Raw genomic sequence first — 23,084 nt, forward strand, 5'->3', positions numbered from 1 at the left:
GTTATCGGGCATTTATCTTACGAAGGGATCTCACCGTGCGCTGGCTCAGGATTGCCAAAGGTTTAACCGTAGGGATGTTGACCCTGCTCTTCGTGCTGTCGGCGCATGCCCAGCCAAGTGCGGGCTGGTCAACACTGCTCGACCCTCAGGCAAACCTGCAATTGAGCGACGTACGCTCGGCCCGCTATCAAAACCAGTTCAGCCCTACCGAACTTGATCAGGTCACGGCCGCCGATCGCAATAGCGCCCTGTGGCTGCACTATCGTCTGCAACCCAGCGATCACGAACAACTGTTACGCATCTTTGCTCCCGACCTCGCGAGTCTGGACCTCTATGTCCTGAATCTGGACGAACTGATTAACCATACGCGTACCGGTAACAGCGTCGCGCCCCAGAACAATGTCTTGCGGGCCAGCGACTTCATGCTGCCGATCCCGCAAAGCTCAGCGCCTGTGGATATCTATCTGCGGCTGGTCTCAACCCAGCAATTGCGCCCCAACATCAGTCTGCAACCCGCGATTAACAGTGCGGCCGACGAACGCGAACCGTTTTTGTTCGGCCTGTTGTTCGGCTCACTGGGCATGCTGATCCTGCAGAACATGACCCGCTACGCGCACACCCGATCGCGCACCAACCTCTGGCTCGCAGGCTGCGAGGCATTGCTGGCACTCAGCGCTGCGCTATTGCTCAACCTGCTGACCCCATGGCTCAAGACCTGGCACATCGCGCAAACCCCTTCAGCGCATCTGACGCTGCTCTTCGCGGCGCTCGCGGGCCTGATGTACGCTCACTCCTTCTTCGCGCATCGCAATACCATCGCGCTCAATCGTCTGTTGATGGGCAGCCTGGTGGTTATTGCCCTCGGCTGCCTGTTGATAATGTTCGTCGACACCTTGCCGCTGAACCTGCTGACGTTCGGACTGGTCACACTCGCGACCGTGAGCATCCTGTTCGTCTCGGCCTATCACTGGCAGAAAGGTTACTGGCCTGCGCGCCTGTTCGTGATGTCGATGGTCACTTTCAACATTGGCTGCCTGGTGATCCTGCCTGCCCTGTTGTGGCTGACATGGATATCCCCGCAATGGTTGATCCTGACGCTGCTGGCGGTGTTCTGCTTCAGCGGTTTGTTGATGAGTGTGGCCATCAGCGAACGTCATCGCAGCTTTACCGAAGACAACTTCAGTATTAGCCGGGACAAGGCTGCGAGCACCGCGGAAATCAACGCCAAGGCCGAATTCCTGGCGAAGATCAGCCACGAAATCCGTACCCCGATGAACGGTGTACTGGGCATGACCGAATTGCTGCTGGGCACACCGTTATCAGTCAAGCAGCGCGACTACGTGCAGACCATTCATAGCGCGGGCAACGAACTGCTCAGCCTGATCAACGAAATTCTCGACATCACCAAGCTCGAGTCCGGGCAGATCGAGCTGGATGATGTGCAGTTCGATCTCAGTGCCCTGATCGAGGACTGCCTGAACATCTTCCGCGCCAAAGCGGAGCAACAGGATGTCGAGCTGATCAGCCTGATCCAGCCGCAAGTGCCACGGGTCATCAGCGGTGACCCGACTCGTCTGCGCCAGACCGTCTTGAGCCTGCTGGAAAACGCGCTGAAGAAAACCGACGAGGGTGAGATTCTGGTGGTGGTCGCTCTCGACTCCCGCGCTGGCAAACCTCGCCTGCGCATCGCGGTACAGGACAGCGGCGAAGCCCTTTCTGCCGACGATCGCGAAGCGTTGCTGCATGCCGAACTGCACAGCAAGAATTTCATGGCATCAAGCAAACTGGGTGGACATCTGGGCCTGGTTATTGCCCGCCAGTTGATCGGCCTGATGGGCGGTGAATTCGGCATCCAGTCCGGTGGTAGCCACGGCAGCACCTTGTGGCTGAGCCTGCCGCTTGACCCGAATCGCCTGCAGCAGCCGCCACTGGACCTCGACAGCCCGCTCAAAGGTGCACGGGTGCTGGTCGTCGACGATAACGAGACATGCCGCAAAGTGCTGGTTCAACAATGCAGCTCATGGGGCCTCAACGTCAGTGCCGTACCGTCCGGCAAAGAAGCCCTGGCCCTGTTGCGAACCAAGGCGCACTTGCGTGACTACTTTGATGTGGTGCTGCTGGATCAGAACATGCCCGGCATGACAGGCATGCAGCTGGCCGCCAAGATCAAGGAAGACCCAAGCCTGAACCACGACATCCTGCTGATCATGCTGACCGGTATCAGCAATGCGCCGAGCAAGATCATCGCGCGCAACGCAGGCATCAAGAGAATTCTGGCCAAGCCGGTGGCGGGTTACACACTCAAGACCACGCTGGCGGACGAGCTCACTCAGCTGAACAAGGGTGCAACGCCGAACCAGGTGACGCCCATACCCAACATACCGGTCAAGGTGCCGAGCGACTTCCGTATTCTGGTCGCCGAAGATAACAACATTTCCACCAAAGTAATCCGCGGCATGCTGGGCAAACTGAACCTGAATCCCGACACCGCCAGTAACGGCGAAGAGGCTTTGCGAGCGATGAAAGCCCAGCGCTATGACCTGGTGCTGATGGACTGTGAAATGCCGATTCTGGACGGCTTCTCCGCCACCGAACAGCTGCGTGCATGGGAAGTCGGTAACCAGCGGGTACGCACGCCCGTGGTGGCCCTGACCGCGCACATCCTCACTGAACACAAGGATCGCGCCCGCCAGTCTGGTATGGACGGGCATATGGCCAAACCCGTGGAGCTGTCTCAACTGCGCGAGCTGGTGGAGCACTGGGTCGCGCAACGTGAGAAGGTCCGCACGCTGACATCAGCCGGTGATCTTTACCAGCAAAATTGATCTGCTGCTTCACAACGACGTCTGTTGCGCCCTGATAGACTCGCCACGTCTCTACCTGCTGCCGAGCCCAAGCCATGCTCCATGTGTTGTTCAGCGTATATCTGAAGATGCTGGTGCTTTACAGCCCGTTCTTCGTCCTCTCCTGTTTCATCAGCCTGACCCGTGGTCACTCGCGTAAAGAGCAACGACGTCTGGCGTGGAAGGTGGCACTGGCGACCCTGATTTCCAGCGTGCTGCTCTACCTGTTCGGTCGTGTGATCTTCAGCGTATTTGGTATCACGGTCGATGCATTCCGAATCGGCGCGGGCAGCGTGCTGTTCATTTCGGCACTGGGGATGGCGCAAGGAAAGTCGGCGGTACAGACCGACAATGTCCAGCAGGACGTGACCATCGTCCCGCTGACAATACCGCTCACTGTCGGCCCCGGTACCATTGGTGCGCTGTTGGTGATGGGCGTCAGCCAGCCTCACTGGGATGACAAGCTGACTGCCATTGTCAGTATTGCCTTGGCCAGTCTCACTGTTGGCGTAGTGCTTTACATGGCCAATAACATTGAACGCATCCTGGGCGAACAGGGTTTGCAGATTGTCAGTCGACTGATGGGGTTATTTGTCTGTGCGTTGGCGGCGCAGATTATCTTTACCGGGGTTCGAGGCTATCTGGTGCCTTGAAGCACCCTATTCATATGTCCTGAATTGCAAGACGGGTGACGTACCTCAGTTTCGAGTTGATGCTCTCCCGCTGCGTCGCATATCGCTCACGGTCCAGCTCATACACTCCGCCGCTGATACGCAGCACAATGTCGCGCTGGATCCGCTCGAACAGGCCCAGAATATCCACCTCCGTGTAAGCATTGGCGTGTAGGGCGCACAGCACGATCAATATCTGGCCAGCAGGCGTCTTCTCACAGCCAACCACCTGAAACGTCCGCAGGCGACCGCTGCCTCGGCCATACTGGAAAAACAGTTGAGCGTCCTTGTCGATCCTGACATTCCTCAGGCTGTGTTGCATCAGCCTGGCGAGGCTGGACGAGCCAGCCGTCCCTGTGACCCCGGCAGTGATCTGCTCCAGCTCTTCAGCGTCGGTGATCACCATGGGTTCTTTTACAATGCGTGCCCTTACCGTACAGAATTTTTCCAGTCGGTTACGGTAATACTCCATCCAGCTGGTCCATAACTCACTTCGGTCAAAGGTCTGGCTGGCAAAGTAATCGGCGTACCTCAGTAGATCCGAAACATCTTTCTTTTCTTCACGCGTGAACCCTGCCATGAAAGAAATGAGGTTACTGCCGGCAACTGCGACACTCGATGTCATCTCACTCATCGTAGATCCCCAATTCGGACAGTCAGCGTCTCCTTTCTCCCGGCCAATGCAGAGTCGAAAGCGTCCCGGTACATGTCGTAGTGAAGCTCCAGCAGTTCTGCCGAAAAAAACATAACGTCAATGCCACCGACGATAAGCGCCGGATCAAGCGACTCCAGCAGCGGGTCAATGCTCAGGGGGTACTGAGTGTTGAACGAAACCAGTACCGAGTTCAGAACATGCTCTGCAGAGACAAAGCTGACCTGGAACTGCACACCGGGTAACGATATCGATCCTTCAGGGACACGGGGCGCAGAAGATTCTCTGTGCGTCCTGCTTGCCAGCAATGAGCTGGCAAGGGCGACAAAATCACCTGCGCTGGCAGGCAGCTTGACGAAGCCTCGCTGTAGAAAAACATCCGCTATCAGTGCCCAGACGTTAAGCGGAACTGAGCGGTCCGGTGCATGGCTATAACAATCGCTGTCACGTAGCCGCCAGCCAAAGGTGGTCATCGCGTCCAGATAGGTTTTCCGCCACACAGGGTAATCAGTCATCGTTGATACTTTGTTGTCGGCCGCCAACTGGGTATACAGGGTCGACACAAGAACATCCGATATAACGGAAGCATCAACCCGCGTATCAAACATTATAAAATCGCGGGCATTCACATAGGCATCCAGCGCAACATCACACATGGCATTCGTCCTGGCAATCAAATAAAACGGGGAGCTCACGCTCCCCGAAACTTCAGATCGGATAGCTGGCGATATCGCGCTTTGCTTTATCACGCAACTTCTTGACGATATCCGCACGATGGAAACTGTACTCTTCCTGATCGAGTAACCAGGCAGCCTCCCCTCGAGAGATATTGATCGTGGAGTTATGCCACTCAGTGAACAATACGTCGACGGTGTTAATTCGCACGTCGCACCTCACTGCGCCCAATGCAAAATAAACTTCCCCTTGAGACTCAATACACGAACCAATACAGAAGTTTCCTTTGTCGTAGTCGCGAGTGTGCCTTTTAAACAGTTCCACGGGCTCATTATCGACCTGAAGAGCCTCGATCGCATCCTTCGCAATTTTTGCCAACACCAGTGCAGCCGGGCCTGCACCTGCAATGGTCGCAATGGCAGAACCAAGGATTTTCAACCCGACCTGCTCCATCGTGAAGCGCTGATCACTCGTCCGGTATTGGGTGTAATCCCAGTGTTCAGGCACCCAGCCCAGCGCATTCATGACACTGTAAAATTTGTTGAACCAGTTTTCTCCGCCACGCGCATTGCCAAAATGTTTGTCGGCAACAAGCACCGCAAGCAACACCGTCTTCTTAACGGCGTCCTTGTTTTCTCGCGACATCCCGGCGACAAAACCCAGAATGGTATTGGCAACTACCGCACCCTCATCGTTCTTCGGATCCAGCTCTTGCCCCAGCGCCATGCGAGCACGGCTAAGAGGATTGCCTCGCTCGAACAACGGAGGGGTATCCAGATCCAGGTCCCGGACGAAACTCATCCGCCCAGCAGACGTCCCATAAAAATCTAATGCATCATTCATTGAAAATTCCTTTTATTGACAACGCGTCCAGAGAGTGTACCCAGCGCTTGATCAGCACATTAAAACCAGGCCAACTAAATATTGTCTCGCCATCATTGATTAGCGACAGCCTTTCATATTATTTTTATTCTTAAGCAAGGTTAGGTCGGCGTCACATATTCAGTCTAGGCAACAACGTGAGTGGCGACAACTAATGACCCATGACAAATTATTTATCAGCTACACACTTCAGTTACTTTACGCGCCCCTGCCTACAGGATGACTTCAAACAAAGAACTTTCAGACAAGGAAGTTCCTAAAAGACCGCGATAAAACTCTAATTTCCCACAAAGAATTAATAGCTGCGAAAGAGCTGGAGCAGTCGCCGAACTGAGCAGCAACGGCGCTACGCTCGGGCGCCCCCCGATCCTTGTGTGCTTGAAGCACGAATATCAGGAGGCGCCCGATCTCAAGCGTCTTAGCCTGCGGGTTTATCCCCATACCATCGCGGCGTATAGACCCACTGACCACCCTGCGCCCGTGCAAACGTGCAGGTCGTCGATGAACCAATCAAGACCATCGTACGCATGTCTACCTGCTCGGGAGTCAGTTCGCCCAGGGTAATGATGCGCAAGGTCTGCCCCGGTCGACCGATGTCGCGCCCCAGCGTTACAGGCGTTTCAGGGGTACGGTGCTGGCGAACGATTTCAAGCGCGCGCCCCAGCTGCCATGGGCGGGAACGGGAGATCGGGTTGTAGAAAGCCAGCGCCAGATCGGCTTGAGAGGCGAGGTCCAGACGCTTTTCGATAATGTCCCAAGGCTTGAGGTTGTCCGACAGCGACATCACGCAGAAGTCATGCCCCAATGGCGCTCCGGCTTGCGCAGCGGTCGCCAGCGACGCGGAGACCCCGGGAAGGATTTCCAGCTCAACGTTATGCCAATCAACGTCGGTTGACTCATGCAGGGCTTCAAGCACAGCCGCTGCCATCGCGAATACACCCGGGTCACCCGATGAGACCACCACCACTGAGCGCCCGGAAGCCGCCAGTTCGAAAGCATGTCGGGCGCGCTGCATTTCTTCACGGTTATCGGTGCAGTGCATGATCTGATCGGCGCGAAACGGCCCGGCCATGCGCACGTAGGTCTCATAACCCAGTACATCGTTGGCCCGAGCCAGCTCAGCCTTCACCGCTGGCACCATCAGTTCAGCGGCTCCGGGGCCCAGCCCGATGACCGCAAGCCTGCCGCGCCCTTTACCGATCTGCTGAACATCCAGCGGCTGGGGTGCGACGGTAATTGCCAATTCGTCACTGACGTTAATCGGCGGCAACAGTTGCGGCACGGCTTGGGCAGCCATATCAAGCGCCGAAGCAGCCGGAACAAATCGCACCGGCACATCCAGCTCGCGGGCAGCTTGATGCAGCAACGGATCAGCCATTTGCGAATCAGCCGCCACCAGGCAGGCCAGTGATTGAACAGCGACTCCCGCATCGTGCAGCGCCGCTCGAATATTGACGACCAGATCGGCAGATATCGCTGTAACTGCAACCGCTACGCAACGCGGGTAGATCAGCAATTCATTGGCCGACGGCTCACGCTCGGTACAGCTCACATGAATCGCCAACTGCGCGTGTTCGTCTTCCGGCAACTGCGCTTTGCTCAGCCAGGGCGCAGCACCTTCGATGCGTACACGCTCACCCGACAGCAGGTCGGACACGAAGCGTTTGCCCAATTCCAGATCGCCCAGTGCATAGCCGCTCGGCGGATTGAGCAGGCAGGTCCCGAAACGCAGCTCGCCGCTGGTGGTGATCGCAGGCGCGATACCCAGACCTGCGGCGATCTCCCGAGCCATGACATTGACTCCGCCAAGGCCGCCCAGCAGCGGCACAACCGCGCTGCCGTCTTCGGCAATCGCAAGCACAGCAGGCTCCGCGCCCTTTTCCAGCAACAGCGGCGCGAGGGTGCGAATCACGATGCCTGCTGCACAGAGGGCAATGATTGGCGTGTTCTGTTGGTAGAACTGGCGCAGGGTCGTGCCAAATTCGCTGTAAGTCCGGTCTGCGCCCTGCACTCGATCAACCAAGCCGTAAACCAGCGAGTCAGGGTACAACTGCTGAATACGTCGGGCGGTCGCCAGGCTGCCATTGCCCAGAATCACGATGGCTGGAATGTTGTGTGTCATCAGCCCTGCCACCTTTCGCCCGGAACAATAATGAGCGAGAAGTACGGCGAAGACATCGGTACCACTTCATCCAGCGGGACGATTTTCTGATTAGCCATGGTGGCGCGTTCAACGTACAGCGCCCGCCCGGCCAGCCCCAACTCTTCCAGCACCTGACGGACCTTCGGGAAGTTACGGCCCAGTTTCATGATCACTGCAGCATCAGCATCGGCCAGTTTGCGCTTGAGTTCGTCATGGGGCAGCACGCCGGACAGTACCGACAGGCTCTGATTGCGATACACCAGCGGCGCGCCCAACACCGACGCGCCACCCAGCATCGAACAAACCCCCGGAATCACCTGCGCTTCGTATCGATCAGCCAGGCGATCGTGCAAATACATGTAGGAACCGTAGAAGAACGGATCGCCTTCACAGATCACCGCCACGTCACGACCGGCGTCCAGATGGGCGGCCACGTCGACGCTGGCCTCATCGTAGAAATCACTGATGACTTTTTCGTAGGACATCGGTGCAGGCAGCGCTTCGGTCGTCACCGGGTAAACCAGCGGCATCAACGTCTGGGCGTCTTGCAAATGACCTTCGATGATGCCGAACGCGTTGCCCTTCTTGCCCTTGGCGACGAAGTAAGCAACCACTGGCGACTCACGCAGCAGGCGCAGTGCCTTGACGGTAATCAGCTCCGGGTCACCGGGGCCAACGCCCAGGCCTATCAATCGACCGCGTGCCTGCATCATTCGATCTCCGTGGCCAGAGCGTTGACGGCAGCAACGGCCATGGCACTGCCGCCACGACGCCCCTGCATGATCACAAACGGTACGCCACGGCTGTCAGCCGCGAGCATGGCCTTGGACTCGGCGGCACCGACGAAACCGACCGGAAAGCCGAGGATCAGCGCGGGCTTTGGTGCACCCGCGTCGAGCATTTCCAGCAGATAGAACAAGGCGGTTGGTGCGTTGCCGATCACCACAACGCTGCCTTCCAGATGTTCACGCCAGTGCTCCAGAGCCACCGCAGAACGGGTATTACCCAGTTCCAGAGCGAGCTCCCGCACGCCTTCATCGTGCAGCGTGCAGATGATCTGATTATTGGCAGGCAGGCGGGTACGCGTGATGCCTTCGGAGACCATTCGTGCGTCGCACAGGATTGGCGCACCAGCCGCCAATGCATCGCGCCCCGCTTTGCCTGCGCCTGGCGAGAAGCGCAAGTCTTCGATCACTTCGACCATGCCGCAAGCATGGATCACGCGCACAGCGAGTTTTTCCAGATCGGCAGGGATCGTGTCCAGGCGCGCTTCCGCACGGATGATCGAGAAGGAGTTGCGATAAATCTCCTGACCATCGCGGATGTAATCAATCATGGGTGTTGCTCCGTGAGTCGGCGATCAACAATGCGCCGGCTGCTTCAATAGTGAGGTCACGCGCTTGCAGGGCACCAAAACCGGGCTGCACTGCATCGCGAAAATAAAGGTCGTAATGGCCCGGGGATACCGCCAGTAACGTCACCGATGCCACATGAGCCGCTGCGCAGGAGCGCTTGCAGGCCGACAGATGCACTGCACGGCTGACGCCACTGCGTTGCAATTGCCCGGCCAGCAAACGTGCATCGGCTTTGGTATCGGCCTGGCCTTTGGCGCAGTCAGTCGAACCCGTGCAGGCGATGATCTGCGCCAAAGGTTGTTCCGCGGAACACAGCAGACCGGCCGTTTGCAGGGCAAGTAACACATGCGCTGCCTGCCCGGTCGCGATGTTCGGCAACAACAGGCTTTGCCATGGCGTCAAACGCAGGCTCGCGTCGCCAAACTCAGTCGCCAGTTGTGCAACAGCGCTCAGCATCGCAGGGTCAAGTCGCCCCAATGGAACAGCAGCGCCAACGGCTACTTTGCCGGTTTGCTGCTGTGGATAAATGCCCAGATGCTGGTTACGGCTGACGGCCGGACGACGCCACAGGGTGATTTTTTGATCAGCCCTGAGTTCAACACTCAGACGCTGCTGCAACAGCTCAAGCAGTTGCCGCGCAGGCACCTCGGCCAGCAGATGGCGCATGCGCACCTGCTCCGGACGAGCCAGATCGAGAAACAGTTCAAGCACCGCCAGCACCAGTTCCAGCCCGTTTTCCGCTGGAACCGCTGCCAATGGCGAATCGTCAGCAGGACAACCGGCCAGACCGAAGCCCAGCATGAGCCTGCCGTCCAAGTTAAGCGCCGAGAGCCACAGATCGTGGGGATGTTCGAGCATCACCATGGCTTCACCGCCGTCCAGCGAAAGCGCGAACTTGGGCGACAGGTCATGAAAGCGCGGGTTGGTTTCCAGCGCGTGCAAAATCTGCGCGGCCAAAGGTCGCACGTCCAGCAACATGTGCGGATCCAGGCCTGCCAACGGGCTGAGCATCAGGTTGCGTACATCATCGCTGTCGGGGTTGTTCGGGCCAAGCCCGGCCGCCAGCAGCGTGTCGATCAATGCCGCCTGCCCGTTGCCAATACCGCGAATCTGCAGGTTGGCGCGGTTGGTGGCTTCGATCACGCCATGCGCGTAACGTTGTGCCGCGTGAGCCACGGCATGTGCCTGAGCAGCACTGATTGAGCCGCCCGCCAGTTTGATCCGGCAGATTCCGCCATCCAGTGCCGGGACGATACGCAGCAACCCCGGACAGGCCGAGGGGCGTAAGGACGTGACAGGCGTGCGAGCGGACTTCGGCTCGGTCAATGGATCACCATGAATTGGTTTGAATAGGCACTTGTGCCCATCAGGCGCGGTATTATGCCTGCTTTGTCCGCAGGCATGAAAAGCCGCTCTGTCGGAAGATTGGATTGAGGTAAGCAAATGTCGCCCTGGCTGACAGTCGTGGGAATCGGTGAAGACGGCTACAAAGGCCTGGGCAAGAATGCCCGGCACGCTCTATTGCGCGCTGATCAGGTGTTTGGCGGCCCGCGTCAGCTGGAATTGCTCCCGCCCTGCATCAAAGCTGAACGCCGTGCCTGGCCCAGCCCCTTCTCGCTTAACCCGGTGCTCGAACAGCGCGGCGCAGAGGTGTGTGTACTGGCCAGCGGTGATCCGATGCTGTTTGGCGTGGGCGCAAGTCTGGCACGTGTCGTCGCTGTCGAAGAGATGCTGATCCTGCCTGCGCCCTCCTCCTATTCGTTGGCCGCTGCCCGGCTCGGCTGGCCGTTGCAGGACGTAGTGACCCTGTCCGTAGTCGCCAGGCCGCTGGCCGCGCTGAATGCCCGGTTCCATCACGGCGTGCGCCTGCTGGTCCTGAGTAATGACGGCAGCAGCCCGGCAGCGATTGCCGGTTTACTGCGTGAACGTGGTTTCGGACCCAGCCACATGACCGTTCTGGAACATCTGGGTGGCTCGGCAGAACGTCGTGTTGAAGGCCTGGCCAGCGAATGGGCCAACCCGGAGATTGCCGCGCTGAACGTCGTGGCAATCGATTGTCGTGCAGATGCCAATGCCTTGCGATTGTCGCCGCTGGCAGGCTTGCCCGATGAAGCCTTCGAGCATGACGGCCAACTCACCAAACGCGATGTGCGGGCGATCACACTGGCGCGCCTGGCCCCGGTACCCGGCGAGCTGTTGTGGGACGTTGGTGCGGGCTGCGGCTCTATCGGCATCGAATGGATGCGCGCCCATCCCACCTGCCGAACGCTGGCCATTGAAGCCGATGAAGGCCGTCAGCAACTGATCGAATTCAACCGCGACGCGCTGGGCGTTCCAGGCCTGCAACTGGTCCGCGGCAGCGCGCCTCAGGCCCTGGCGGGACTTGAGCAACCAGACGCCATTTTCATTGGTGGCGGCGTGACCCGCCCCGGTGTGCTGGACACCTGCTGGCAACAGCTACGCTCAGGCGGACGTCTGGTGGCCAACGCCGTCACCCTGCAAAGCGAATCCACTCTAATGGCCTGGCGCGACCTGCACGGCGGTGAATTGACCCGCATCCATATCGCCCATGCCAAGCCGCTGGGCGATTTCGACACGTGGCGTCAGGCGTTGCCCATCACTTTACTGGACGTGGTCAAACCCTGATGCGCGATGAAACCGCCGAACAACCTGCACCGCTACGCAGCGGACTGACCACGGGGAGTTGCGCGACAGCGACTAGCCTGGCGGCAGCGCGGCTGTTACTGGGCGGGGAAGTCAACGATGCGGTGGAGATCGTCCTGCCCAAAGGCAAACGGGTACAGATGCGCCTGGAGTTCTGCCGGTTGACGCCGCAAGGCGCTGAAGCCGGAACGATCAAAGACGCCGGCGATGATCCTGATGTTACCCACGGCGCACTGCTATTTTCCCGCGTGCGCCTGCTGGAAAAGCCGACAGTCGAGTTTGTCGCGGGGCTTGGCGTTGGCACGGTCACGCGGCCCGGCCTGGTACTGAAAGTCGGCGAGCCCGCGATCAATCCCGTACCGCGCATGATGATCATCGAGCACCTGCAAGCACTCGCAAACGAGCAAGGTTACACCGGTGGATTCGAGATTACGGTGAACGTCGAGGGTGGCGAAGCGTTGGCCCTTAAAACCATGAATCCACGCCTGGGCATTCTTGGCGGGCTGTCGATTCTAGGCACCAGCGGCATAGTCCGCCCGTTCTCTTGCGCCGCCTATATCGCCTCTATTCACCAAGGCATCGACGTCGCCAAAACCAACGGCTATCTGCACATTGCCGCCTGTACCGGCAACGCCAGCGAAGACACCATGCGCCGCGTCTATCAGATGCCAGACATCGCACTGATAGAAATGGGCGACTTTGTCGGGGCCGTTCTCAAACACCTGCGCAAAGTACCGGTGGCCAAACTGAGCATCTGCGGCGGCTTCGGCAAGATCAGCAAACTGGCTGCAAAGCATATGGATCTGCACAGCCGTCACTCCAGCATCGATTTGCCACAGCTCGCGCGCTGGGCGGCCGATGGCGGCGCCGACGAAGCTCTGCAACAGGCCATTCGCGAGGCCAATACCAGCCAGCAGGCGTTGGCGATGTGTGCGGCAGAGAGCGTGCCCTTGGGCGACATCGTTTGCCAGCACGCTCTGGACTTCGCCCGCAGCGTGGTGCCTGCGCAGGTCGAAGTTGAAGTCTTCGCCATTGATCGCCAGGGCGGCATCGTTGGCACTGCCGGGGTCAGTTCATGAAACGTCTGTTGCTGCTCGGCGGCGTTACCGACGCGCTGGCGATCGCCCGCACACTTGGCCCGCAGCATATCTACAGCCTCGCTGGCGTGGGTCGAGTGCCCACGGACCTGACGTGTGAAGTTCGCGTCGGCGGTTATGGCGGCGCTGAAGGATTGGCCCGGTTCATCGCCGAACAAGGTATCGACCTGCTGATCGACGCGACGCACCCCTACGCCGCGCAAATCAGCCATAACGCTGCCCGCGCCGCCGAGCTGGCCCATGTGTCCTGCTGGGCGTTGCGCCGACCTGCCTGGCAGCCGGGTCCTGGCGACGATTGGCGCGAAGTCGCGGATTGGGCCGAACTGGTTCGCGCCCTTCAACCTTTCCAGCGTCCCTTGTTCACCCTGGGCCGCGAGCCTTTGCAGCATCTGGATGAAATCCCTGCTCATCAGTTCTGGACGTTACGGGCGCTGGAAAACACCCTGCGTGAAGTGCCGAAGCACGAGCGCTGCGAAGTGATTGGCGCACGCGGGCCGTTTCTGCTGGACGATGAGCGTGAGCTCTTCAAACAGCGCAGCATTGATGTGCTGATCAGCAAGAACAGCGGCGGCGATGCGACCGAAGCCAAGCTGGAAGTGGCGCGTGAGCTGAAAGTGCCGGTACTGATACTCAAGCGCCCGGAATTGCCGCAGGTGGATCGGGCGTTCGGGACTGCCGCGGCGCTGCTTGAGGCACTGCATCAGTCTCAGCTCTGATGCCAATCCTGTAGGACCGAATTTATTCGGGAAGGTGGCAATCCAGACGATGAACAGGCTGCGGATGTACCGGCCCATGGGAGTTGCGTTCGTAGGTCAGCATAGAATGCATCCATCAAAAAAAATCAATCATCTGATTTGAAATGCTTTTTCTGTAGGAGTGAGCTTGCTCGCGATTACGTCAGCACAGCCGATGTATTTATTGACTGACATACCGAAATCGCGAGCAAGCTCACGCCTACAGGTCCAATGTTTTGCATCGCGCCACATCCGGGGCTTTTTACATCATCAGGTTGTTCAGGCTAAATGAACGCTCAATCGACAGGAGTCTGTTTATGCTCAAGCAACTGCTCATGCTGACGACGTTGATGCTGCCAGTGAGTTACGCCGGTGCCGCTGACTATCGCGCAGCCGAGCTGAATGTCGCTGGCCCCTGGTCCATGGAGCTGCCGCCAAATGCCCCCACCGTCGCGGCCTATTTTGTCATTCACAACAATGGCCAGGACGCTGACCGATTGCTCAGCGCAGAAACCCCCATTGCAGGCGCAGCTCAACTTCACGAACACATCCACGCCAATGGCCTGATGAAGATGCAGCAGGTGCCCAACGTAGAAGTCCCGGCTGGCGGCGATGCGGTGTTCGCGCCAATGGGTTATCACGTGATGCTGCTGGACCTGAAAGACAAATCAGCCCTCACTGACGGTAAAACCTTCCCGCTGACCCTGCACTTCGAGAAGTCCGGTGATGTGACGTTAACCGTTGAAGTGTTGAAGCAGCCGCCTGGGGCGTCCGCGCATAGTCACTGACAGGCTCACCCTGATTCGATATTACTGAATGTGCACGACCCTTGTAGGAGCTGCCGAAGACTGCGAAGCATTCCTTTGGATATACCGCCATCGCAGCCTTCGCCAGCTCCTACAGGCCCTAGGTTTGCTACGCGACAGCGCGGTAACATGGACAGCCGGAATTTCCTGCGTTCAAAACGCTGAGCGCCTACAACCCTCGCAGCATATCCCTAACTAATAAACGCCCTCCAGCCGACAGACGCCCTCCCCCAAATCCGATTTCGTGAGCGACATCTTTCACAAAACGAAACGGAATCATGACGACTCAATCTGCTTCACCCGCTGCCAGCAACGCGGCGTATCCGCCGGATTTTCGTACCGTCGCCGAACAGGAGTTTCTGCGCCTGCTCAAACGCGATCACCCTCGTGTCAGCATCGACATCAATCACACCTGGCTGACGTCCTATACGCTGAAAAGCCTGACGATACCGCCTTTCGCCCAACTTCCAGCGCAAGGCCACCCCACCATCGAACGCTCACTGCGCCAGTTCAGGCACTCGGAACCCGTTCGCGGCACGCTGCTCGAACATTTCCTTGGGCGCAGGAGTTTCGATTTGTCGGCCCATGCAGGTTTCTACAAAGCCGCGAACACCGTGGCTGAAACCGACGAAATTGCGCATCTTGAATGCCAGCACATCCTGGACCTGTACAAGAATTTCAACAGTGCACTTGAGCCTGCCTATCGCCAACAGCTGGCTGACTATTGGACCTACATGGACAATGGCGTCAGCCGCCGTGAGCGATTCATTACCGAGCGTAAAAAAGCATTACTGCTGGAATCCGAGGCTGCGGCGGAGCAGATCCTGCTCACTAACAGCCAGCACGCCATGCTTGAAGAGCAACTGAACAAGCCACGCACGGCGGACAACACCTTCATACAGAAATATGGTGTATTTCAGCTGGCCCTGGTGGACGGGCAAGGCGAAGCGCTGAGTTTTCCCGGCGCATTTGTACTAACACATACCCACAGCCTGGTACCTCCGGCGCTCAACGACAGCAGTCTGGGTGAAGTATTGCTTCGCACCGAACATCAAGGCCTGGAAGGCTTCGAGAACATCGCAGCGATGATCCAGTCGCTGGGAACACGGTTTAACGACTCCATACAAAAACAGGTTGTCCTGCAAAACCTCAGCGCCACTTCACGGGATCGAATTCTCAAATTCCCGACATCCGCCCCCGTGTGGCGTCTGTCGGTCTTGAACGGCGATGTACTAACGGTTCTGTTCGATCAGCAATTGAACCGGCAACAAGCCGACTTCAGCTATCTGATAAGCCAGGCAAAAGCTCAGAAGACGGACGCAGATGAGTTTGTGCGAACCTTGCCTGTGCGTCTCGCCCAAGCCGCGCACCTGGACAATGCAAGGATGCTTGATCGCAACGACCATCGCCTGATCGCCAAGGGCATGCCGAACTGGTGGTCAACAGTCAGCCAAGAGCATCAGCAACGCTGGGTGGATGCTGCGCAGGATTACAGTAAATCGATCATCCAGTTACATCATCTGTGCAAGGACATACCCGACGGTCCGCAACCCCAGGGAGCTCACCAGACCGCGTGGCTGGACAGCGTAAAACGCCTCGCGGTCGCCCAACTGCGCATGGATCAGGTTCGGACTCAGGCCGACCGGCTGCCCGACGAGGCCAGAGCCTGGATAAAGGTCATTGTTGATAGTCCCGGTGTCGAGGATCGGCAGAAGGTCGATGGCAAAACGATCAATCTCGACTTCATGATCCTTGAGCAGCACCCTATCCCTGATGTCATGCGCATCGCACCGCACGGTTCAACAACCGATCAGCCGTTGCTGCTCTGCACCCTCAATGCACCAGACAGCCGGGTGTTTCGCTGGTACCCCGACGAGGAAACCATGCACAAGGAGTTTCTTGAGAACCCCGACTTCACCCGATACCTGCTGCGCCAGTTACCCGAAGACAGCCGCCCCGTCCAATGCAGCGCCGAGGAGTACGAGCAGTGGCTCAAGCACTTTCGTGCGAAGGAAACGTTCAAACACCTGAATGCGCCAAGCAGACTGCCCAGCCTTATTTTCGGCGAACCAAGCTATGTGTTTGAGGGCGAGGACTACCTCAAAACCCACCACGATCTGAAGCATATCCGCAGGACTGATCTTCACTTCCGGCCGGAGGTCATCAAAAAACACGGATCACTGTTTGGAAGCATCGCCCTGAATGTCGCCATGCTGTTCATCCCTTCCCCCGTCCTCATCGCCATGGCGGCGGGCATAGGCCTGTTCAAGCTCTGGGAAGCTTTCCAGCACCTCAGGGAGGGTGATTACCACGGGGCCGCCTTCGAACTGCTATGTGCCGTTGGATACCTGGGCGCGGCGGCTCTGGGTAGATGGGTGGGCAATCGGGAGCCCTTCACAGCGCTGGAAAATATACGCCCGGCGTCGCCGCTGGTACGACGAACCGCCGTCGAGGGCGAGGAACAGATCGGCTATCTGGAATCATCCAGCGCTGTATCGCAACGCGCAAACCTCGATGCCGTTGTGCCCTACGACGCCAGCCAGTTCCATGCTGTCCAGATAGGTGAAAAACAATACTTCATCAAACGTCAGCCCTGGCTGTTCGGGCACTGCCAGCTCTATCAGGTAGACGCCACTAATCCTGACTTGCTGATTGGAGAAGGCGCTTATGCAGTGGAGTCCAGCCCGGGAGTCTGGAGCAAAATAGAAACACTGCGCACCAGAATAAGCAGTCTGCTGTTAAAGCAATCAGATCAGGAATTGGGGGATGTGACCCAGAACTGGCCAAATTCGGTGGACGAGGTAAGCCAGGCATCCAAATCGTCATTCGAGCGCAGTTATATGCAACTGGCACAAGCCTCCAATGCTGATGAGTTGCCCGAAATCGCCGACTATTGTGAGGGCGGCTCACAACCCATCAATACCTTGTTGCGCGCCGGGCTGCGAACGCCGTCTACCCTGCGTTTTCTGAGCGAGTTCTATCGACTGCACGAATACCAGGGCCTGGCCTACAGGGCAGCGATGGTCAGTGCTGCGGGCCTGCGGCGACTGACCAGCGAAATTGGTCAGGTGTTCGTCGACAACGGCGTTCAATCTGCATCCATCAGTCGCTGGAGTAGCGAGCAGTGGAGTCGGGACGGGTTTATTCGCCAGGCGGCGAGCAGCGAAGACAACACCGTATTCGTCATCTTCAGTAAATCCGTGCCGAAGAAAAACCTGTTTACCAGTTTCTTGGGAGACCACGTGGCAATTGCGCCCTCCACCCCGCTGCAACTGGTGGCCAGCCGTCTGGTAGGCAAACGTTTTTATGTGTATTTCAAAAGCCCCACCACCCTTCCGGCAAAGATGATCGACCTTTACTCCGGCAACACTGAGTTGATGCTCTGAGACATGAGCACCAATTAAGCGCAGCGCCGCGCACCAGCCCGCTAAATAAGTCCCATGCTGGTGCGCCCATTTTCTGTCCAACAGGACAACTTCCCGCTCAGGCGCGCTATTTCGCGCCTTGGCCCAGCCTTTGCTAAACATCAATCAGATATGCGTTATCTCGTGTGCCCCATCGAATACCAATAACGGAGCTAGCCAATGAAGCGTCGCAGTCTGATCAAAGCTTTCACCTTGTCCGCATCCATCGCTGCGATGGGTCTTACATGGACCGTTCAAGCCGCCGAGACCATCAAGGTCGGCATTCTGCACTCGCTGTCGGGCACCATGGCGATCTCCGAAACTTCGCTCAAAGACATGGCGTTGATGACCATCGACGAAATCAACGCCAAAGGCGGCGTCAACGGCAAGATGCTCGAAGCCGTTGTTGTCGACCCGGCGTCCAACTGGCCGTTGTTTGCGGAAAAGGGCCGTCAGTTGCTGACCCAGGACAAAGTGGCCGTAGTGTTCGGTTGCTGGACCTCGGTATCGCGCAAATCCGTGCTGCCGGTGTTCGAAGAACTCAACGGCCTGCTGTTCTACCCGGTTCAGTACGAAGGCGAAGAAATGTCGCCAAACGTGTTCTACACCGGCGCAGCGCCTAACCAGCAGGCGATCCCTGCGGTCGAGTACCTGATGAGCGAAGACGGCGGCGCAGCCAAGCGTTACTTCCTGCTGGGCACCGACTACGTTTACCCGCGTACCACCAACAAGATTCTGCGTTCGTTCCTGCACTCCAAGGGTGTAGCGGACAAGGACATCGAAGAGGTCTACACGCCGTTTGGCCACGCTGACTATCAAACCATCGTGGCCAACATCAAGAAGTTCTCTGCGGGCGGCAAGACCGCTGTGATTTCCACCGTCAACGGCGACTCCAACGTGCCGTTCTATAAAGAACTGGCCAACCAGGGCCTGAAGGCTACCGACGTGCCGGTTGTAGCGTTCTCGGTGGGTGAAGAAGAACTGCGCGGCATCGACACCAAACCGCTGGTGGGCCACCTGGCAGCCTGGAACTACTTCCAGTCCGTAGAGAACCCGGTCAACACCAAGTTCGTCGCTGACTGGAAAGCCTACGCCAAGAAGAAAAACCTGCCGGGTGCAGACAAAGCCGTGACCAACGACCCGATGGAAGCCACCTACGTGGGCATCCACATGTGGGCGCAAGCGGTGGAGAAAGCGAAGTCCACCGACGTGGATAAAGTCCGCGAAGCCATGGCAGGCCAGACCTTCGCCGCGCCATCGGGCTTCACCCTGACCATGGACAAAACCAACCATCACCTGCACAAGCCCGTGATGATCGGCGAAGTCGAAGACAACGGTCAGTTCAACGTCGTATGGCAAACCAAAGAACCGATCCGTGCCCAGCCTTGGAGCCCGTACATCCCGGGTAACGACAAGAAGCCGGATCATGCGGTGAAGAGTAATTAAGTAAAGCGATGGCCCCTGCGTTCTGCGCCGGGGCCATCAAAAATTGTTGTTTGAAACGACGCCTTCGCGAATGAATTCGCTCCCACATTGAAATGCGTTCCACCTGTGGGAGCGAATTCATTCGCGAAATGCCTCAACACGGTTTCCTGTTGGAACACCGTCGCCGACATCCAGGCTAATGCCATGCCCAACATTCTGTACCGCTTCATCTTCACCCTCGCCCTGCTGCTGCCCATGGCGGCACACGCCAGCGATGCCGGTGATTTCGTGGCGGCCAGTTCCGCACAACAGGCCGAACTCCTGGAAAGCTGGGCTGCCCAGCCCGTTCCGGGACGCCTTGAGCTGATAAATGCCTTGCAGGAAGGCCGCGTTGCTGCCGACAGCAACAAACGCGCCTTTATCGAAACCGGCGACCAGTATGTCGCTGTCGACGGGGACACTCCCACGACTGATGAACCGCGCAAACTGCGCCTGAATAACCGCTTGCGCGGCTTGGTGGATACCGCGCTGGCCAGCCATCAATTGCTGGCTGAGGACGCGAAATTGCGCTTGGCCGCAGCGCTGCAACTGCAAAAATCAGCGCGCCCTGCTCAGTTGCCCTTCCTCAGCGTACGTCTGGCCGATGAGAAAGACGATGACGTCCATGACGCGCTGACATTGGCACTGGCCAATCTGCAGTTGGTTGACTCCAGCCCGACCGTACGTCTGGCGGCCGTTCGCCTGCTCGGCGAAACCGGTGATCCGTTGGCCCGCACTCGTTTGGAAACCTTACTGGCACCGGGCGTCGAAACTGACGCCAGCGTGCGTATCGCGGCCGAAACCAGCCTGGCTCAAGTCAAACGCAAACTGATGGTCGGCGAGTTACTCGGCCAGGCATTCAGCGGTATGTCGCTGGGCTCGATTCTGCTGCTGGCGGCACTCGGACTGGCGATCACATTTGGCTTGCTGGGCGTGATCAACATGGCCCACGGCGAAATGTTGATGCTTGGGGCTTACTCGACGTATGTCGTGCAACTGATGTTCCAGCGTTATGCGCCGGGCGCCATCGAGTACTACCCGCTAATTGCGCTGCCGGTGGCGTTTTTCGTCACCGCGGCGATCGGTATGGCGCTGGAGCGCACGGTGATTCGCCATTTGTATGGCCGACCACTGGAAACACTGCTCGCCACTTGGGGTATCAGCCTGATGCTGATCCAGGCCGTGCGTCTGGCCTTCGGCGCGCAGAACGTTGAAGTGGCCAACCCTGAGTGGCTGTCCGGCGGTTACCAGGTGCTGCCCAATCTGGTGCTGCCGTATAACCGCATCGTGATCATCGGGTTTGCACTGTTCGTGGTGGTGTTGACCTGGCTGCTGCTGAACAAGACGCGGCTGGGCCTGAACGTGCGCGCCGTGACCCAGAACCGCAACATGGCCGCCTGCTGCGGTGTGCCCACAGGACGCATCGACATGATGGCCTTCGGGCTCGGTTCAGGCATTGCCGGGCTGGGCGGCGTGGCGCTGAGCCAGATCGGCAACGTCGGCCCGGACCTGGGTCAGAGCTACATCATCGACTCATTCCTGGTGGTGGTGCTCGGCGGTGTCGGTCAGTTGGCCGGTAGCGTCATGGCGGCCTTCGGTCTGGGCATCGCTAACAAGATTCTCGAACCGCAAATCGGTGCCGTATTGGGCAAGATCCTGATCCTGGCGCTGATCATTCTGTTTATCCAGAAACGTCCGCAAGGCCTCTTCGCATTGAAAGGACGGGTGATCGACTGATGAACCAACCAATGATGGTCACTGCCGCCCAAAAAGTCGGCCCCAAAGGTACGTTGGCTGTAGGGGTGGTTGTGCTCGCCATCCTGCTGGCGATGCCACTGCTGTCCTTGCTACCTGCCGATAACAGCTTTCAGGTCTCGGCCTACACCCTGACGCTGGTGGGCAAGATCCTCTGTTACGCCATCGTCGCGCTGGCACTGGATCTGGTCTGGGGTTACGCCGGTTTACTGTCGTTGGGGCACGGTCTGTTCTTCGCTCTGGGCGGTTATGCCATGGGCATGTACCTGATGCGCGAAGCGGCAGGCGATGGCTTGCCCGCATTCATGACCTTCCTGTCGTGGACCGAACTGCCGTGGTATTGGGCAGGCACCGACAACTTCCTGTGGGCCATGTGTCTGGTGGTACTGGCGCCCGGCTTGTTGGCACTGGTGTTCGGTTTCTTCGCCTTCCGCTCGCGGATCAAGGGCGTGTATTTCTCGATCATGACCCAAGCATTAACCTTCGCCGGAATGCTGCTGTTCTTCCGCAACGAAACCGGTTTCGGCGGTAATAACGGCTTCACCAACTTCCGTAGCATTCTGGGCTTCAGCATCAGTTCACAGGGCACTCGCGCCACACTGTTTCTGGCGACTGTGATTCTGCTGGTGGCAAGTCTGTATGTCGGCTGGCGTCTGGCGCAGAGCAAGTTCGGGCGGGTGCTGACCGCCCTGCGCGATGCCGAAAATCGCCTGATGTTCTGCGGTTACGATCCGCGTGGCTTCAAGCTGTTTGTCTGGGTGCTGAGCGCGGTGCTGTGTGGCTTGGCCGGTGCGCTGTATGTACCGCAGGTCGGCATCATCAACCCGAGCGAAATGTCGCCGACCAACTCCATCGAAGCCGCCGTATGGGTCGCCCTCGGCGGACGCGGAACGCTGATCGGCCCGCTGCTGGGTGCCGGTCTGGTCAATGGCATGAAGAGCTGGTTCACCGTCGCCTTCCCGGAATACTGGCTGTTCTTCCTCGGCGCGCTGTTCATCATCGTCACGCTGTATCTGCCTAAAGGCGTGATCGGTTTGCTCAAGAAGAGGGGCGAACAATGAAAACCACTCCGACACCGGCGTTCATGCTCGAACCTATTCTCGACCCCAACGCTGATGCAGGCACCAGCCGCGATGCGATTGGCCTGGGGCAAAGCGTCGGCAAAGGGCTGAACACGCGCCACGGCACGATCCTTACGCTGGAAGACATAAGCGTCAGCTTCGATGGTTTCAAGGCGCTCAACGACCTGAATCTGTACATCAGCGTCGGCGAACTACGCTGCATCATCGGCCCCAACGGCGCTGGTAAAACCACGCTGATGGACGTGATCACTGGCAAGACTCGTCCAAGTCACGGCAAGGCCTGGTTTGGTGAAACCCTGGACCTGACGCAAATGAGCGAAGTCGAAATTGCTCAAGCGGGCATTGGTCGAAAGTTTCAGAAGCCCACCGTATTCGAAGCTTTGAGCGTGTTTGAAAACCTTGAGCTGGCGCAGAAAACCGACAAGTCGGTATGGGCCAGCCTGAGGGCGAAACTCAGTGGCGAACAACGCGATCGCATTGACGAAGTGCTGGAAACCATACGTTTGACGTCGTCCATGCAGCGCCCGGCCGGTCTACTTTCACACGGTCAGAAACAGTTTCTGGAGATCGGTATGTTGCTGGTTCAGGACCCGCAACTACTGCTGCTCGATGAGCCAGTGGCAGGTATGACCGATGCCGAAACCGAATTCACCGCCGAGCTGTTCAAGAGTCTGGCAGTGAAGCATTCGCTGATGGTGGTGGAACATGACATGGGCTTTGTGGGCTCGATTGCCGACCACGTGACCGTTCTGCATCAGGGCAGCGTATTGGCCGAAGGCTCGCTGGCGGATGTGCAGGCGGATGAACGAGTTATCGAAGTTTACCTCGGAAGATAATTGCTAACCCTGTAGGAGCTG

At 58.2% G+C, this 23,084-nt stretch carries 18 protein-coding genes; 11 read left to right on the forward strand and 7 right to left on the reverse strand.

The window, feature by feature from the left end:
* The first annotated feature begins 35 nt into the window (after positions 1 to 35).
* Together EE949_RS03975 and EE949_RS03980 are read left to right on the forward strand one after the other, a co-directional pair.
* The gene (locus EE949_RS03975; protein WP_122663084.1) at positions 36 to 2,825 is read left to right on the forward strand and encodes a hybrid sensor histidine kinase/response regulator; all 2,790 of its coding nucleotides are present in this window, start codon (positions 36 to 38) and stop codon (positions 2,823 to 2,825) included.
* Between the two features lie 74 nt (positions 2,826 to 2,899).
* Entirely contained in the window at positions 2,900 to 3,496 is a 597-nt protein-coding gene (locus tag EE949_RS03980; protein ID WP_087269679.1) for a MarC family protein, read from the forward strand.
* 10 nt (positions 3,497 to 3,506) lie between these two features.
* Here the strand turns inward: EE949_RS03980 and EE949_RS03985 are convergent, their stop codons facing one another.
* The 7 genes from EE949_RS03985 to cobG form a co-directional block, all read right to left on the reverse strand.
* Positions 3,507 to 4,148: a hypothetical protein gene (locus EE949_RS03985; protein WP_122663085.1), complete on the reverse strand. Its 642-nt coding sequence runs from the start codon at positions 4,146 to 4,148 to the stop codon at positions 3,507 to 3,509.
* Positions 4,145 to 4,822 (reverse strand): hypothetical protein, encoded by a 678-nt coding sequence (locus tag EE949_RS03990; RefSeq protein ID WP_122663086.1) that lies wholly within the window; start codon positions 4,820 to 4,822, stop codon positions 4,145 to 4,147. The genes EE949_RS03985 and EE949_RS03990 overlap by 4 nt, the downstream gene beginning before the upstream one ends.
* Positions 4,823 to 4,874: 52 nt before the next feature.
* Positions 4,875 to 5,684, reverse strand: a complete 810-nt coding sequence (locus EE949_RS03995) for a hypothetical protein (RefSeq protein ID WP_122663087.1) — start codon at positions 5,682 to 5,684, stop codon at positions 4,875 to 4,877.
* A 457-nt stretch (positions 5,685 to 6,141) separates the two neighbouring features.
* Positions 6,142 to 7,845, reverse strand: coding sequence for a precorrin-3B C(17)-methyltransferase (gene cobJ / locus EE949_RS04000; protein WP_122663088.1), 1,704 nt, complete (start codon positions 7,843 to 7,845; stop codon positions 6,142 to 6,144).
* On the reverse strand, positions 7,845 to 8,579 hold the full coding sequence (locus tag EE949_RS04005) for a precorrin-2 C(20)-methyltransferase (RefSeq protein ID WP_430735941.1): 735 nt from the start codon (positions 8,577 to 8,579) through the stop codon (positions 7,845 to 7,847). Before EE949_RS04005 ends, cobJ begins: the two co-directional genes overlap by 1 nt.
* A complete protein-coding gene (locus EE949_RS04010; protein WP_122663089.1) occupies positions 8,576 to 9,202 on the reverse strand; it encodes a precorrin-8X methylmutase in 627 nt (208 codons plus the stop codon). The genes EE949_RS04005 and EE949_RS04010 overlap by 4 nt, the downstream gene beginning before the upstream one ends.
* Entirely contained in the window at positions 9,195 to 10,547 is a 1,353-nt protein-coding gene (gene cobG, locus EE949_RS04015) for a precorrin-3B synthase (RefSeq protein ID WP_122663090.1), read from the reverse strand. The genes EE949_RS04010 and cobG overlap by 8 nt, the downstream gene beginning before the upstream one ends.
* A 117-nt stretch (positions 10,548 to 10,664) precedes the next feature.
* Between cobG and cbiE the strand changes: the two genes are divergently transcribed.
* The 9 genes from cbiE (at position 10,665) to urtD (ending at position 23,063) form a co-directional block, all read left to right on the forward strand.
* Positions 10,665 to 11,867: a precorrin-6y C5,15-methyltransferase (decarboxylating) subunit CbiE gene (gene cbiE / locus EE949_RS04020; RefSeq protein ID WP_122663091.1), complete on the forward strand. Its 1,203-nt coding sequence runs from the start codon at positions 10,665 to 10,667 to the stop codon at positions 11,865 to 11,867.
* Entirely contained in the window at positions 11,867 to 12,964 is a 1,098-nt protein-coding gene (locus tag EE949_RS04025; protein ID WP_122663092.1) for a cobalt-precorrin-5B (C(1))-methyltransferase, read from the forward strand. Before cbiE ends, EE949_RS04025 begins: the two co-directional genes overlap by 1 nt.
* Positions 12,961 to 13,698, forward strand: coding sequence for a cobalt-precorrin-6A reductase (locus EE949_RS04030; RefSeq protein WP_122663093.1), 738 nt, complete (start codon positions 12,961 to 12,963; stop codon positions 13,696 to 13,698). Before EE949_RS04025 ends, EE949_RS04030 begins: the two co-directional genes overlap by 4 nt.
* Before the next feature lie 335 nt (positions 13,699 to 14,033).
* Positions 14,034 to 14,504: a copper chaperone PCu(A)C gene (locus EE949_RS04035; RefSeq protein ID WP_122663094.1), complete on the forward strand. Its 471-nt coding sequence runs from the start codon at positions 14,034 to 14,036 to the stop codon at positions 14,502 to 14,504.
* Positions 14,505 to 14,800: 296 nt separating this feature from the next.
* Positions 14,801 to 17,908 carry a hypothetical protein gene (locus tag EE949_RS04040; RefSeq protein ID WP_122663095.1) on the forward strand — a complete coding sequence of 1,036 codons (3,108 nt, stop codon included), beginning with the start codon at positions 14,801 to 14,803 and terminating at the stop codon, positions 17,906 to 17,908.
* Positions 17,909 to 18,106: 198 nt separating this feature from the next.
* The gene (gene urtA, locus EE949_RS04045; RefSeq protein WP_027901346.1) at positions 18,107 to 19,372 is read left to right on the forward strand and encodes an urea ABC transporter substrate-binding protein; all 1,266 of its coding nucleotides are present in this window, start codon (positions 18,107 to 18,109) and stop codon (positions 19,370 to 19,372) included.
* Positions 19,373 to 19,555: 183 nt separating this feature from the next.
* The gene (gene urtB, locus EE949_RS04055; RefSeq protein ID WP_122663096.1) at positions 19,556 to 21,127 is read left to right on the forward strand and encodes an urea ABC transporter permease subunit UrtB; all 1,572 of its coding nucleotides are present in this window, start codon (positions 19,556 to 19,558) and stop codon (positions 21,125 to 21,127) included.
* On the forward strand, positions 21,127 to 22,206 hold the full coding sequence (urtC, locus tag EE949_RS04060; RefSeq protein ID WP_122663097.1) for an urea ABC transporter permease subunit UrtC: 1,080 nt from the start codon (positions 21,127 to 21,129) through the stop codon (positions 22,204 to 22,206). Before urtB ends, urtC begins: the two co-directional genes overlap by 1 nt.
* Positions 22,203 to 23,063, forward strand: a complete 861-nt coding sequence (urtD, locus tag EE949_RS04065) for an urea ABC transporter ATP-binding protein UrtD (RefSeq protein ID WP_027901343.1) — start codon at positions 22,203 to 22,205, stop codon at positions 23,061 to 23,063. Before urtC ends, urtD begins: the two co-directional genes overlap by 4 nt.
* Positions 23,064 to 23,084 lie beyond the last annotated feature (21 nt).

The sequence above is a fragment of the Pseudomonas viridiflava genome (genome assembly GCF_900602065.1).
Lineage (GTDB): Bacteria > Pseudomonadota > Gammaproteobacteria > Pseudomonadales > Pseudomonadaceae > Aquipseudomonas.